The organism is Amycolatopsis sp. NBRC 101858, from assembly GCF_030269325.1.
Classification (GTDB): domain Bacteria; phylum Actinomycetota; class Actinomycetes; order Mycobacteriales; family Pseudonocardiaceae; genus Amycolatopsis; species Amycolatopsis ponsaeliensis.
Window position 1 is genome coordinate 402,125 of the sequence record NZ_BSTD01000001.1, and the last position, 13,349, is coordinate 415,473.

Sequence of the window (13,349 nt, forward strand, 5' to 3'; positions counted from 1 at the left end):
AACCGTCGGCGACCTGCGGATAGGGTGGGCGGGTGACCGTCTCGACCGACGACATCGTCCGCCACGCGGCGCGTCTGCTGTTCGCCGGCACCCGCCTCGACCTCGGCCGGATGGCGGCGGAGCTCGGGATCTCGCGCACGACGTTCTTCCGCCGCGTCGGCAACCGCGAAGACCTGATGGGCGCCGGGCTGCGGCTGCTGTCGGACCGGACGTGGCAGCGAGCGCTGGACCAGTGGCACGCGACCCACGGCGACGCGGCCCGCACCCCCGAGGGCCGGCTGCGGTGCCTGTGGGTGATGGAGGAGTACCGGCGCGAGGTCGCGGCCAACGAGGGAATGCGCAAGCTGTTCGACGCGGAGTCGACGGTGGCCCTCAGGGTGCTCACCGACCCGCGCGGCGCGGTCCAGCCGGCGTTGGTCGACGCGCACGTGGACCTGTTCCGCGCGGACGCCGCAGCAGAAGGGTTGACGCCGCTGGTGGGGTTGCCGGACCTGGCGTTCGCGGTGGTGCGGCTGGGTGAGTCGTTCCTGTATTCGGACGTGCTGGCGGCGCGGACGGTGGACCTGAAGGTCGCGACGACGTTGCTGGACACGTTGGTGACCGGGGCTTTGGAGCCAGCCGCGCCCCGCTGACACTGCGCCGGCCGGCCCGCGGCGGTTGGTCTCTTCGCTGAGCAAGCGCACAGTCGGTCACCTCCTCACCCGTTCGGCCGTTGTGGAACATTTGGCCGAAGTGTTTCATAACACCCGGGGAAAGCGGTTACCCCGCGCCCCGCACGCGGCACTTCCTTCGTTGCCGTGCAACGGTTCCATCGATCCGCCCGCCTGTGTCCGGGCGCGCTTTCGCCTGCCCGGGGAAAGAGAGCGATCCATGTCCGTACTCACCAGCCCGCCGACGTCGTCTGGCTCGGGTGAGAAAATATCCCGCCGCCGGGGGTGGCGCGCCAAAGCTGCCGGGGTCGTCCTGGCCGCGCTCGCGCTGACCACCGCCGTCGCCGCACCGGCGCCCGCCGCCGCGAACCCCTACGAACGCGGCCCCGACCCGACCAACTCCAGCATCGAAGCCAGTCGCGGCAGCTTCGCGACCAGCACCGTCACCGTGTCGCGGCTGGCCGTCTCCGGCTTCGGCGGCGGCACCATCTACTACCCGACGAGCACGACCGCGGGCACGTTCGGGGCCATCTCGATCGCGCCCGGCTTCACCGCGCTCCAGTCGAGCATCGCCTGGCTGGGCCCGCGGCTCGCGTCGCAGGGCTTCGTGGTCTTCACGATCGACACCCTGACCACCAGCGACCAGCCCGACAGCCGGGGCCGGCAGCTGCTGGCCTCGCTCGACTACCTGACCCAGCAGAGTTCGGTGCGCTCGCGCATCGACAGCAGCCGGCTCGGCGTGGTCGGGCACTCGATGGGCGGAGGCGGCACGCTCGAAGCGGCGCGTTCCCGGCCGTCGTTGCAGGCCGCGATCCCGCTGACCGGCTGGAACCTGACCAAGAACTGGTCGACGCTCCGCGTGCCGACGCTCGTCGTGGGGGCGGAGGCGGACACCGTCGCGCCGGTGGCCTCGCACTCGATCCCCTTCTACACGAGCCTTCCGTCCTCTTTGGACAAGGCGTACCTCGAACTGCGCGGCGCCAGCCACTTCGCTCCCAACTCGTCGAACACGACGATCGCGAAGTACACCCTCTCCTGGCTCAAGCGGTTCATCGACAACGACACCCGCTACGAACAGTTCCTCTGCCCGATCCCGAGCACAAGTCTGTCTATTTCGGACTACCGGGGCAACTGCCCGCACAACGGTTGACGACACCGGGAGGCGCCGGCAAGCCCGGCGTCTCCCGGCTTCGGCGGGGACAGTCGGCACCGCGGTGGCCGACTCGCGGTGCTCCGCCGGGATTCGGTGTCGCGGATGTGTCATTCGCGATGTCCGGATCGAGCGGGTGTGACCTGCCGCGGCTGGCGTGGCACGACTTTGCCTGGCGCCGGGCACGCCGGTGCCAGCGCGGCCGAGTTCGCTCCGAAGCCGCGGACCGCGGCCGGGCTCCTCGCGACCTCGAGGGCCCCTTAGTCGCGGCCGGATCGGGCAGGGCGAGACCGCCCTTGGCCCCACACAACTTCGGCAGCCCCATCGTTGCGGCCGGATCGAGCGGGGCGAGACCGTCCGCAGCCCCTCACGATTTCGGCAACCCCATCCTCGCGGCCGGATTGAGCGGGGCGAGACCGTCCGCGGCAGGCACGAGCCGCCGAACGCAGCCGGCAGCATCACGACCTCGGAGGCCTCGCCGTCGCCGATTGGTCATTCGGGGCTGTCACAGTGTCACCACCACCTTTCCCTTGGCGTGCCCCGCTTCCTGATACGTGATCGCAGTGCGCAGGTCGTCGAACGGGTAGCTCCGGTCGATCACCGGCGTCAGCGCGCCGCGCTCGGCCAGTGTGGCCAGCTCGCTCAGCGCCGCCTTCTTGTCCTGGCAGCCCACCGCGTCCGCCAGCACCGCCCGCCTCCGGACGAACGGGCCCGTCGCCAGCGCCCCGAACGCGTGGCCGGCCGGCTGCAGCCAGCGTCCGGCCGGGCCGCCGACGGCCACGAACTTGCCGCCTCGGTCGACCACCCGGCGGCACGCCAGCAGTGACCGGCTGCCCGCGATGTCCAGCGTGATGTCGTAGCGCCGCCCGCTGCGAGTGAAGTCGGCCGAGCGGTAGTCGACGACGTGCTCCGCGCCGAGGGAGCGGGCCAGCTCGACGTTCGCCGTGCTGCAGACAGCGTCGACCCGCGCCCCGAAAGCCCGCGCCAGCTGGACCGCGAAGGTGCCGACGCCGCCGGACGCGCCGTTGACCAGCACTCGCTGCCCGGCCTCCACACCTCGCAACGCCACCAGCGCGGTGACGGCCGCCATCGGCATCGCCGCCGCCTGCGCGTGGGTGAGGTTCGCCGGCATGGGCGCCAGCAGCTCCTCGGGCACGCAGACGTACTCCGCGTACGCGCCCCTCGGCAGCAGCGCGTAGACGTCGTCGCCCGGGCGGAAGTTCGCGCCCGCCGTCTCGACCCGGCCCGCCAGGTCACAGCCGAGGATGCCGGCGGGTGGGCGGCGCAGGCCGAAGCCGCCCTGCATCAGCCGCGCGACATAGGGCTCGCCTCTCATGAAGTGCCAGTCGTACGGGTTGACCGAAGTCGCCCGCACCCGGACCAGCACCTCGCCCTCGGCGGGCACCGGATCGGGGACGTCCTCGAACGTCAGGCTGTCCGATGCGCCGTACACGTGCTGGACCAGGGCTTTCATGTCGCCTCCCGCGATTCTTACGCCGTAAGTCGTACTTCGTACGGTACGCCGTACAACGTAAGAACGTCAATGGCGCCTTACCTTGTACGATCTTGTGGGTGACGACCGACGCGCGGATCCCCCTCAGCCGCGAGCGCGTGCTGCGTGCGGCCGTCGAGCTCGCCGACGAACACGGGCTGCGCGCGCTGACGATGCGCCGCCTCGCGGAGGAGCTCGGCGCCGAGGCGATGTCGCTCTACTACCACGTCGCCAAGAAGGAGGACGTGCTCGACGGCATCGTCGACGTCGTGGCCGCGGAGATCAACGACGCCGTCGCCCGCGTCGAGCCGTCGCCGGAGTGGAAGCCCGCGGTGCGGCAGCGGATCCTGACCGCGCGCCAGGTGTTCCTCCGCCACCGCTGGGCGCCGGAGCTGTTCGAGACGAGGTCGTCGACGAGCACCGCGGTCCTGCGCTACTACGACGCGCTGGTCGGCCTGATGCGCGGTGGCGGGTTCTCCTACGACCTGGTCCACCACGCGCTGCACGCGCTCGGCAGCCGCGCGCTCGGGTTCAGCCAGGAGCTGTTCGACCCGTCCGCCGGCCAGTCGGCCGACGTGCCGGTGGACCTGGCTTGGCAGCTGCCGAACCTGGTCGGGATGCTCGGCGAGATCGCCCACGACGACCCGGACTCGACCCTGGGCTGGTGCGACGACCAGGCCGAGTTCGAATTCGGGCTGGACGTCATCCTCGACGGCTTGGACCGCCTGCGCGAAGAGGCTTGACTCAGCCGGCCGCCGACGGCGGCCGCACGGCCATCCGATCCAGGAGTTGGTGTTTGGCGTCGTGGTAGTTCCGGTGGAAGGCCGTCTCCTTCCACCCTTCCTCGTCGACGACGATCCGGGCGACCGCTACGAATTCCTCAGCAGGCAAGCCGGGGAACGCGGAAAGATCAGCCTCCGCACCATTGAGGATGCTTTGCCGGACTCGTTCCTCGTCGAGTGCGTATGACGTGATGCGCGAGTAGTTCTGCCGATATTCGTCCAATACACCGTTGAGGTAGTCCAGCATGCGCTGCACGCATTTCTCGACGTCGGTCCCGAGGACGAACCGTTCGCGCTGGACCCGGTGGAGATGCGCCCGCGCATCCGAGAACGCCTCGACCTGCTCGGCGAAGGTCTTACCCGTCGTGCGGGCGCGCAGGTAGAACCGCGCGACCTGAACTCGTTCGTATCCCGCCTTCAGCTCACGCAAGGCTCCCGCCAGCGCCGACGCGCGCTCCTCGTCTCGCGCCGCCCGCTCGGACGCTTCCTTTTCCGCTCGCGCCCGCTCCTCGGCGCGGCGGCCCACCAAGACCGACAAGACACCGGTGATCAGCACGGCCACGGTCAGATTCATCCCCACCTTGGCCACCTCGAGAGGAATATCCGTCTCAGGTCGCGCGTGCGCCAGAAATATTCCGACGAGAACCAGGAGCACGACTACCAGGGAAATCAAACCGATGATGAACTTCCGCATTCGGTCATTGTGCGCGGATCGACCGCGTTGCTCATATCCATCGGATATCGACTGAGCGGCGAAGTGAGGCCGTTGACAGCCTCACGTCCGTCGGCCCCGGAGCGCGCGGCTCGATGATCGCCCGGACGCGGTCGCCCAGCAGGTGGAACTCCTGCGGCCACCCGCGCCGCCGGGGGCAGAATCGGCGGTGTGTCGCGACCACTGCGGAAGCTCGGCTTCCTGACCATCGGCCTGTTCGACCCCGCCGACCCGCGGCGGGGGCACGAGTCGACCCTCGGGATCATCGAGCTCGGTGAACAGCTCGGGTTCGACAGCGCCTGGGTGCGGCACCGGCACCTGCAGCACGGCATCTCCTCGCCCGTCGCCGTGCTCGCCGCCGCTTCCCAGCGGACCAGCCGGATCGAGCTCGGGACCGCCGTCATCCCGCTCGGCTGGGAGAACCCGCTGCGGCTCGCCGAGGACCTGGCCACCGTCGACCTGCTCTCCGGCGGCCGGCTCAACCCGGGGCTCAGCGTCGGGCCGCCGATGCGCTACGACGAGGTCAAGCGCGCCCTCTACCCGGACACCGCCGACGCCGAAGACTTCTCCTACGAGCGCGTGCGACGGCTCCTGGACTTCGTGCGCGGCAAGCCGGCGACCGGCTTCAGCGGCACCGAGGGCTTCGAGGTCTTCTCCGACCGGGTCCAGCCGCAGGCGCCCGGGCTCGGCGACCGCCTCTGGTACGGCGGTGCGAGCCTGCGCTCGGCCGAATGGGCCGGCAAGCACGCGATGAACTTCCTGACCAGCAGCGTGGTCAAGGCCGAAGGCGAGAGCGCCGATTTCGCCGAGATCCAGCTGTCGCACATCCGCGCCTTCCGCGAGCACCACCCGGCCGGCGAAGCGGCCCGCGTCTCGCAGGGACTGGTCGTCGTCCCGACCGACAGCGCGACGCCGGAGCAGCGCGCGAAGTACCAGGCGTACGCCGAGAAACGGCTTCCCCGCACCGCGGAACCGCATGGCCCGGCGCGGATGTTGTTCTCCCCCGACTTCGTCGGCAGCTCGACCGAGATCGCCGACCGGCTGCACGCGCACGCGGCGTTCCGCGAGGTCGACGAGGTGGCTTTCGCCCTGCCGTTCACCTTCGAACACGAAGACTACGTGCAGATCCTCACCGACATCGCGGAACGCCTCGCCCCGGCACTGGGCCGGAAGTCCTGACCTACTTGTTGGTGCCCGGGGTCAGCACCTTGTCGATCACGAAGACCGTGGCGTTCTTCGTGGGGATGTTGCCGCACAGGATCTTCGCGCCGTTGACCGTCATGTTGTCACCCGAACCCTCGATCTTCAGCGGGCCACCCGCGGTGTTCAGCGACTCCAGCGTGCCGGCCGACTCCAGACCCTTCGCGTCGTAACGCTTGCCGACAACGTGGTACTGCAGGATCGGCGACAACTCCGCCGGCTTCCCCGCCAGCTCGGCGAACTTCGCGTCACCCAGCGCCGCGAACGCCGGGTCGGCCGGCGCGAACACCGTGATGGCCTGCTGGCTGTTGAGCGTGTCGACCAGGTTGGTGGCCTTGACCGCGGCAACCAGCTTCGTCAGCAGCGGGTTCGTCGACGCGGCCGACGCGACCGGCTGCGGGCCCATCGAGTCCAGCGAGCCGGGCGCGGACCCCTGCGGCAGCTGCGAACAGGCCGGGCCGAACACGTCGGCGTTAGTGGTTACGCCGTTGGACGCGGCGGAGTCGTTCGACGGCGAGGCCATCGACGACGACGGAGCGGGGGCCGGGGCACTGCTGGAGCTCCCGGAGGAAGCGGTGTCGCTGCCGCTGCACGCGGTCAGCGAAAGCGCGGCCACGGCGGCGAAACCGATTCCGGCGACACGAAGCTTGGTCACGAAAATCACTCCAATAAAGCGGCTGTGAACTTCTTCTTACGGGTCATTCGAGGCTGTCATCGAATCGGATTGCACCCGATGGGGTGATGCGGGTCACCGGGCGGTGAAATTGATGCTGTGCCACCCGGTGGCGCCGTCGGGAACGATTCCGGCGCGCACGTCCGTCTGCGTGTAACCGCTTTTGTCGGCGGCCCGGCAGACGGCCTGGTGGCCGCCGGGCGTGGCGTCGAATTCGACCCACCACATGCGCCAGGTTTCGAGGTTCACTTGCTGCGACAGCATGGCTTCGCGCCACGGGCCGTCGTCGATCCGCACTTCGACGCGGTCGATTCCGGTGTGCTGCACCCACGCGATCCCGGCGACGCGCACCTTTCCGCCGGGCACGGTTTCGAACCCTTCGGCGTGTCGATCCGCGATTCCGTCTTGATCGGCGCTTCCCGGCTCCAGCCGCGCTTAAGCCAATATGCCTGCCGCGCCTGCCAGGTCGTCACCTCGAGGTCGGCGACCCATTTCGTGGCCGATACGTAACCGTACAACCCGGGTATCACCAGCCGCGCCGGAAAACCGCGCCCGCGGTCCATCGCCGCGGCGACCGGGCTGCCGGAGGTCCAGCCGTCCACACTGGACGAGAAGAGCTGCTCGGCGCCGGGCCGCACACCGGCTTCCTCGAGCATGTCCGCGAGGTCGACGCCGATGAAGTTGGCCGTCGACACGCAGGTGCCGCCGACCTCGTTGGAGACGCACGTCATCGTGATCGTGCGTTCCACGAGCGGCCGGTTGCGGATGTCGCCGTAGCCGTCCGGTAGAAGTCCGCGTTGCGGGTGAGGAACGTCGGCGTGCCCAGCTTCGCGAAGTCGGCATCCGCCGGGATCATCGGCGCGGTCCGCGCCGGGACCAGCCGCCCGACCGCCTCGCGCGACGACGCCGCCGGCTCCGGCCAGCAGCACCGTCCACCGCGAAGAGCCCGACCAGGCCGAAACTGGTGACCAGCACGAGCCCCGGCCACGGCGTGCGGCGCGAGAGGAGACCCGCCGCCAGCGCCGCCGCGAGCGCCAGGACGCCCAGGAGGGCGGCCACCCGGCGGCTCAGCCGGGGCTCGGGCGCCGCACCGGACGCCGGGGTGGCCTGTTCGGCCGTTGACGTGCTCATGGTTCTCCGGTCGTGGAGCTAGGTCAGCGAGATCCGGGTGACCGCCGGGGTCGTCGGGCCGGCCGAGCCGCCCGCGGGTTCGACGGTGATCCCGATCCGGTCGGTGCCCGGCGGGATGTCGGACATCAGCATCCGCGGCTGCAGGGCCCCGGCCGAGCGCGCTTCGCCGGCGCGGATCATCCACACCTGGTAGACGTGCCCGGCGTCGAGTGCGGGCAGCCCGGAGGCGAGCAGGACGGCCTGGTTCCGGCTGCGTGAGACGACGAGCGTCGCGCTGCCCTCGCCGGCGCCCCGGATCGCGGTGGCGTCCGGCGCGGACAGCACCGAGTCGACCGGCGCCGGCGGCGCGGACGTCGTGACGACGCCGACCCCGACCGCGACGACGGCGGCCGCGGCGGCCCCGAACAGCGCGACGCGCAGCCCGAAAGCCTTGGTACGCCGCGGCTTCCGGAACTGCGGGACCCGCGGCGGCAGCTGGCGGGTGCGCGTCACGTCGGCGAGCACCAGCGCTTTCAGCTCCGGCGGCGGCCCCACGGTCTCGGCGACGCCGAGCCAGGTGCCGGTCGCCCGCAGTTCGGCCACCTCCTGGCGGCACGCCGCGCACTCCCCGAGGTGCCGTTCGAACCCGGCACGCTCCACATCGGACACGGCATCCAGCGCGTAGGCCCCGGTCAGCGTGTGCAGCTCGGCGGTCATCGATCCACCCCCAGGCAGTCACGCAACCGGATCAGACCGTCCCGGATGCGGGTTTTCACGGTCCCGGGCGCCACTTTCAGCACCTCGGCGACCTCGGGATAGGTGTAGCCGTTGTAATAGGCCAGCACGATCGACTCGCGCTGGAGATCGGTCAGCTGGGCGAGGCACTGCCGCACCCGCTGCTGGTCGAGAGTGGCCAAAGTGGACTCGGTGACCTCGTCGAACGGCCGCCGCACGTCCATCCGGCCGGCTTTTTCTTCCCGGTCGAGCACGGCCTGGTGCGAGCGCACGCGGTCCACGGCCCGGCGGTGGGCGATCGTCAGCACCCACGACAGCGCGCTGCCGCGCTCCGGGACGTACCTCGTGGCCTTGCGCCACACCTCCACCAGGACCTCCTGCGCCACTTCCTCGGCTTGGGCGTGGTTGCGCAGCACGCGCGTCACCAGCCCGAGCACCGGCCCGGCGATGTGGTCGTACAGCGCCGCGAACGCGGATTCGTCCCCCGCCGCGACGCGCCGGAGCAGTTCCTCGGCGCTCGCCACGGGCACCGGCTCCTCGTCCGGATGCAGCCGCAGCCGCCCTCGCTCACCCATGCCCGGCACCCTCCACCTCACCCTTGCTTGTAGGAGGCGTTCGCGGCTGGGGGACGTCGCGGACTGGTGTGGAGTGGGGGTTCCCACCCGGACGGTGCAACTCCGGCGGTGGGACCCATCCGGGGGCTGAGCGGCTTCGAAAGCCTGGCGTCGGGTTGTGGGTGGCGGGTTTCTGGGTGGGGCGGATCCGCGACGGTGACCTCGAGTCCGAGTGGCCGCCGGCGGGTGCTCCGGGGCTGCGGATGCGCAGCAGCTCAAATGTCGGAGTGGCTTCAGGCGCGCATTGACTCCAAAGATGGAGTCACTTCAGATATGCAGTGACTCCATCTGAGCGTCGGCCGCGACGGTGCATCCAGGCCGCCGCCGTGGCGCAGCCAGGCCAAAAGGTGAGCGACCCCGAAAGTTAAGTCACTTCAGTTATGTAGTGGATCCAGTCCCGTGGCGGCCACGGCGGGGTATCCACGCCGAAGGTGAGCGACTCCGAAAGTGGAGTCACTTCAGTAAGGCAGCGGGTTCAGGCACGCGCCGGCTGCGATGGTGCAGCCGCACAAAAGGTTTAGCAACTTCACTTATGTAATGACTGCAGGATTGTGTGGTTCACCCTGAGTGAGAACCCTGCCCGTTTGGCCACGCCGACGGTGACGTCGGACACTTCTTGATCACCCCAGAGTGTGAAAGTTTTTCGGAACGCTGGGCGTTGACCTAACTATGGGTTATCCCTGGAACCAGACGAAGTTAACCGACGAGTAGTAAAGGCGGTCCCCATGGCCGACCCGCACAGCGTGACCAGTGCCAGCTTCGACTTCGCCCTGCGGACCTTCGGGGCGGCGCCGCGGCCCGTGCCGGCCGAACTGGAGTACGACACCCGTGATCCCTATGCGGTCGCCGTCGTGCTGCATGCCGGGCCCGCGGCCGTCCGGTGGCTCTTCGGGCGCGATCTGCTCGCCGACGGCCTGCTCGCCCGCTGCGGCGATGGTGACGTGCGCGTCGGGCCCGCCGGGGATCCCGCCCTCGTCGTCGTGGAGCTGAACTCCCCCGATGGCGCCGCCGTGCTCGAGGCGCCCGCGAAAGAGATCGCCGCCTTCCTCGACCGGACCTACGATGTCATCCCCGCCGGGACCGAGACCGGCTGGTTCGACTTCGACGAGGAACTCGAGAAGCTCTCCTACCAAGACTGAGTACCGTCCCGCGGGTGAGCTTCTTCCTGACGAAAGTGCTCGCCGCGCTCGATGACGGCGGTGATCGGCCCCTGTTCCACTCCGGTGGCGTCACGACCTACCACCAAGCCCGCGAGCGCCTGCGCCGGCTGCACGCCGGCCTCCCGGCGACCGAGGCCGGGACTAGGACCGTCGCCGTCGACCTGCGCAACCGGCCCGAGACGCTGCTCGTGCAGCTCGCCGCCCTCCTGCGGGGCTCGACCGTCCTCATGGTCCCGGCCTCGGCGCCGACCCAAGACCGGCTCGCCGCGGCCCGGGGAGCCACCGTCGTCACCGACCGGCCACAGGACTGGCCGACAGACTGGCCGGGCGACGTCCGCACCCTCGACGACCTCGACGGCGAGCCCGAACCGCTGGACCCGCCCGAGACCGTCAACCTCCTCTTCCCCACCGGCGGCACCACCGGCACCCCGAAGCTCATCCGCCACAGCGGCATCTACGACGGCATGGCGTACATCTTCACGCCGAACCCGGACGGCCCCGGCCGCACCCTGCTCGTCGCCCCCATGACGCACATGACCGGCAACGCCACCGTGCTCGGCGCCCTCCTGCGCCGCGACACCGTGGTGCTCCAGGACGGCTTCGACGCACAAGCGGTCCTCGACGCGATCCAGGAGCACCGCATCGACACGCTCTCCCTGACGCCGCCGCGCCTGGCCGCCGTGCTCGACCACCCGGCGCGCACGAACACCGACCTCAGCAGCGTCCGGTCGCTCTCCCTCGGCGCCGCTCCGCTGCCGCCGCACCGGTTCGCGCAGGCCCTCGACGTCTTCGGCCCGGTCGTCGGCCAGGGCTACGGCCTCACCGAAGCCCCGATGATCGCGAGCATCTCCGCCGCCGAGCTGGTCGGCCACCCGGAACGGCTGGGCTCGGTCGGGCGGATCGTGCCCGGCATGGAGGCCCGGATCACCGCGGACGGCGAGGTCGAGGTCCGCGGACTGTCCATGATGGACGGTTACCTCGGCGGCCCGGAGATCGGCGCGGGGTGGCTGCGCACCGGCGACCTCGGCCGCTTCGACGACGAGGGCTACCTCTACCTCCTCGACCGCGCCGACGACGTCGTCGTGGTCGGCGAACACGGCACGAAGGTCCCGACCACCGTCGTCGAACACGCCCTCGAGACGCACCCCGCCGTGAAGGACGCGGCCGTCTTCGGCAGGCACACCGTCGACGGTCAAGTGCTGCACGCCGTCGTCGTCACCACGGGCGAAGTGACCGAAGACGACCTGAAAGCCCATGCCCGAGAAGCCTTCGGCCAGGAGCACTACGTCCCGGCGAACGTGGACTTCGCCGACGCGCTCCCCCTCACCGACGTGGGCAAGGTCGACAAACGCGCCCTCGTTCAGCTCGTGACGGCGCCGTAGGACGACGACCGCACCAGCTTCGCGTACTTCCCGAGCACCCCTTCCGGGAACTTGTTCGGCAGCGGCTCCCAGCCCTCACGACGACGGGCCAGCTCGGCCGCGTCGACCAGCAGGTCGATGCTGCGGCCCTTGATGTCGACGGCGATCCGGTCGCCGTCGCGGACGAACGCGATCGGCCCGCCGTCGACCGCCTCGGGCGCGACGTGGCCGATGCACAGGCCGGTGGTGCCGCCGGAGAACCGCCCGTCGGTCAGCAGGAGGACGTCGCGGCCCAGGCCGGCGCCCTTGATCGCCGCCGTGATCGCCAGCATCTCGCGCATGCCCGGGCCGCCCTTGGGGCCTTCGTAGCGGATGACGACGACGTCCCCGGCCGAGATCCGGCCGTCGTTGAGCGCCGCCATCGCCTCCTGCTCGCGCTCGAACACCCGCGCCGGGCCTTCGAAGTTGGCCGTGTCGAAGCCCGCGGACTTGACGACGGCCCCCTCGGGCGCGAGCGAGCCGCGCAGGATGGTGATGCCGCCGGTCGGGTGCAGCGGGTTGTCCAGCCGCCGCAGGACCTCGCCGTCGATCGGCTCGGGGTCCAGCTCGGCCAGGTTCTCCGCGACGGTCCGCCCGGTCACGGTCAGCGCGTCGCCGTGGATCAGGCCCTCGTCCAGCAGCGCCTTCATCAGCACCGGGATGCCGCCGTGGCGGTCGATGTCGTTCATGACGTACTTGCCGAACGGCTTGAGGTCGCCCAGGTGCGGGACGCGGTCGCCGACGCGGTTGAAGTCGTCCAGCGTCAGCTCGACCTTCGCCTCGTGCGCGATGGCCAGCAGGTGCAGCACGGCGTTGGTCGAGCCGCCGAGCGCCATGATGACCGTGATGGCGTTCTCGAACGCCTCCCGCGTCAGGATGTCCCGCGCGGTGATGCCCTTCTCGAGCAGCCCGACCACGGCTTCACCCGAAAGGTGCGCGTAGTGGTCGCGGCGGCGGTCCGCCGACGGCGGCGCGGCCGACCCCGGCATGCTCATCCCCATCGCCTCGGCCGCCGACGCCATCGTGTTCGCCGTGTACATGCCGCCGCACGCACCCTCGCCGGGGCAGATAGCGCGTTCGATGCGGTCCAGGTCGGCGGTCTTCATCCGCCCCGCCCGGCACGCGCCGACCGCCTCGAAGGCGTCGATCAGCGTGACGTCCTTCTCGGTGCCGTCGGTGAGCTTCACCCAGCCGGGCGCGATGGTCCCCGCGTAGAGGAACACCGACGCCAGGTCGAGGCGCGCGGCCGCCATCAGCATGCCCGGCAGGGACTTGTCGCAGCCGGCCAGCAGGATCGAGCCGTCGAGGCGCTCGGCCTGCATGACCGTCTCGACGGAGTCGGCGATGACCTCCCGCGACACCAGCGAGAAGTGCATCCCGTCGTGGCCCATGGAGATGCCGTCGGACACCGAGATCGTGCCGAACTGCAGCGGGTAGCCACCGGCCGCGTGCACGCCTGCCTTCGACGCCTGCGCCAGCCGGTCGAGGGACAGGTTGCACGGCGTGATCTCGTTCCACGAACTGGCGACGCCGATGATCGGCTTGCGCCAGTCGCCGTCGCCCATCCCGACGGCGCGGAGCATGCCGCGGGCGGGCGCGGCCTCGATCCCGTCGGTCACCGTGCGGCTGCGGGGTTTCGGATCGATCGTCATCGCGAGGCCTTCCGATACG

At 70.4% G+C, this 13,349-nt stretch carries 13 protein-coding genes and 1 pseudogene; 6 read left to right on the forward strand and 8 right to left on the reverse strand.

The genetic code is table 11. The features are described 5' to 3' along the window. The first annotated feature begins 32 nt into the window (after positions 1-32). Together QSK39_RS01835 and bdeA are read left to right on the forward strand one after the other, a co-directional pair. Positions 33-632 (forward strand): QsdR family transcriptional regulator, encoded by a 600-nt coding sequence (locus tag QSK39_RS01835; RefSeq protein ID WP_285475916.1) that lies wholly within the window; start codon positions 33-35, stop codon positions 630-632. A gap of 238 nt (positions 633-870) precedes the next feature. Continuing rightward, positions 871-1,800: a bis(hydroxyethyl) terephthalate hydrolase gene (bdeA, locus tag QSK39_RS01840; RefSeq protein WP_285475917.1), complete on the forward strand. Its 930-nt coding sequence runs from the start codon at positions 871-873 to the stop codon at positions 1,798-1,800. Positions 1,801-2,305: 505 nt separating this feature from the next. On the opposite strand, the gene QSK39_RS01845 is transcribed toward bdeA, so the two are convergent. Beyond that, entirely contained in the window at positions 2,306-3,274 is a 969-nt protein-coding gene (locus QSK39_RS01845; protein WP_285475918.1) for an NAD(P)-dependent alcohol dehydrogenase, read from the reverse strand. Positions 3,275-3,372: 98 nt separating this feature from the next. Here QSK39_RS01845 and QSK39_RS01850 point away from each other — a divergent pair, with 98 nt between their 5' ends. Further along, positions 3,373-4,035, forward strand: a complete 663-nt coding sequence (locus QSK39_RS01850; protein ID WP_285475919.1) for a TetR/AcrR family transcriptional regulator C-terminal domain-containing protein — start codon at positions 3,373-3,375, stop codon at positions 4,033-4,035. 1 nt (position 4,036) lies between these two features. Here the strand turns inward: QSK39_RS01850 and QSK39_RS01855 are convergent, their stop codons facing one another. After that, positions 4,037-4,768: a hypothetical protein gene (locus tag QSK39_RS01855; protein WP_285475920.1), complete on the reverse strand. Its 732-nt coding sequence runs from the start codon at positions 4,766-4,768 to the stop codon at positions 4,037-4,039. Positions 4,769-4,957: 189 nt separating this feature from the next. On the opposite strand from QSK39_RS01855, the gene QSK39_RS01860 reads away from it, so the two are divergent. Further along, the gene (locus QSK39_RS01860) at positions 4,958-5,965 is read left to right on the forward strand and encodes an LLM class flavin-dependent oxidoreductase (protein WP_285475921.1); all 1,008 of its coding nucleotides are present in this window, start codon (positions 4,958-4,960) and stop codon (positions 5,963-5,965) included. A 1-nt stretch (position 5,966) separates the two neighbouring features. On the opposite strand, the gene QSK39_RS01865 is transcribed toward QSK39_RS01860, so the two are convergent. The 5 genes and pseudogenes from QSK39_RS01865 to sigK form a co-directional block, all read right to left on the reverse strand. Continuing rightward, positions 5,967-6,641 carry a fasciclin domain-containing protein gene (locus QSK39_RS01865; RefSeq protein ID WP_285475922.1) on the reverse strand — a complete coding sequence of 225 codons (675 nt, stop codon included), beginning with the start codon at positions 6,639-6,641 and terminating at the stop codon, positions 5,967-5,969. 93 nt (positions 6,642-6,734) lie between these two features. After that, positions 6,735-7,569, reverse strand: a pseudogene (locus QSK39_RS01870) (molybdopterin-dependent oxidoreductase); the annotation flags it as partial. Next, on the reverse strand, positions 7,512-7,790 hold the full coding sequence (locus tag QSK39_RS53235; protein WP_502873273.1) for a hypothetical protein: 279 nt from the start codon (positions 7,788-7,790) through the stop codon (positions 7,512-7,514). The pseudogene QSK39_RS01870 and the gene QSK39_RS53235, both read right to left, overlap by 58 nt. Positions 7,791-7,808: 18 nt before the next feature. After that, positions 7,809-8,486 (reverse strand): anti-sigma factor, encoded by a 678-nt coding sequence (locus QSK39_RS01875; RefSeq protein ID WP_285475923.1) that lies wholly within the window; start codon positions 8,484-8,486, stop codon positions 7,809-7,811. Further along, complete coding sequence (gene sigK, locus QSK39_RS01880; protein ID WP_285475924.1) at positions 8,483-9,079, reverse strand: ECF RNA polymerase sigma factor SigK; 597 nt, start codon at positions 9,077-9,079, stop codon at positions 8,483-8,485. Before sigK ends, QSK39_RS01875 begins: the two co-directional genes overlap by 4 nt. Before the next feature lie 764 nt (positions 9,080-9,843). Here sigK and QSK39_RS01885 point away from each other — a divergent pair. Both QSK39_RS01885 and QSK39_RS01890 read left to right on the forward strand, forming a co-directional pair. Continuing rightward, positions 9,844-10,257, forward strand: a complete 414-nt coding sequence (locus QSK39_RS01885; RefSeq protein WP_285475925.1) for an SsgA family sporulation/cell division regulator — start codon at positions 9,844-9,846, stop codon at positions 10,255-10,257. 14 nt (positions 10,258-10,271) lie between these two features. Then, positions 10,272-11,660 carry a class I adenylate-forming enzyme family protein gene (locus tag QSK39_RS01890; RefSeq protein ID WP_285475926.1) on the forward strand — a complete coding sequence of 463 codons (1,389 nt, stop codon included), beginning with the start codon at positions 10,272-10,274 and terminating at the stop codon, positions 11,658-11,660. Here QSK39_RS01890 and ilvD read toward each other — a convergent pair. Continuing rightward, positions 11,639-13,330, reverse strand: coding sequence for a dihydroxy-acid dehydratase (gene ilvD / locus QSK39_RS01895; protein ID WP_285475927.1), 1,692 nt, complete (start codon positions 13,328-13,330; stop codon positions 11,639-11,641). The two genes, QSK39_RS01890 and ilvD, sit on opposite strands and share 22 nt — an antisense overlap. Positions 13,331-13,349: the final 19 nt, after the last annotated feature.